Source organism: Winogradskyella sp. ABM4_392 (assembly GCF_056160445.1).
Window position 1 is genome coordinate 1 of record NZ_JBSWXE010000023.1, and the last position, 284, is coordinate 284.

Here is a 284-nt window from a genome sequence, read left to right on the forward strand (position 1 = left end):
ACTACAGTTCCTACCATTACTGGATATGTATTTGTACCATCGCTGATCACTGTTCCTGCAGATCCTGCATCCGATACCACAACTTCTACGTTGAAAGTTCCTGTGCCATCAACCTCATTACAAGTTTCTGCTACAGATACACTGTCTATAGTTGGCTCCACACACTCTGGTGGTGCTACACAGGTTAGATCTAACGTAAAGTCAGCTGTTCCTGAATAATCAAATATTCTTACTGTATAGGTTCCTGCTGATGGTGCATCCAAGGTGATTTCCTCTGGACTGCC

The 284-nt window shown here is 43.7% G+C and carries 1 protein-coding gene; it reads right to left on the reverse strand.

Annotation, left to right across the window (positions count from 1 at the left end; translation table 11 throughout):
- Positions 1–284: hypothetical protein (locus ACXAFS_RS15305; RefSeq protein WP_475308049.1), on the reverse strand; the 284-nt coding region annotated here is incomplete at both ends.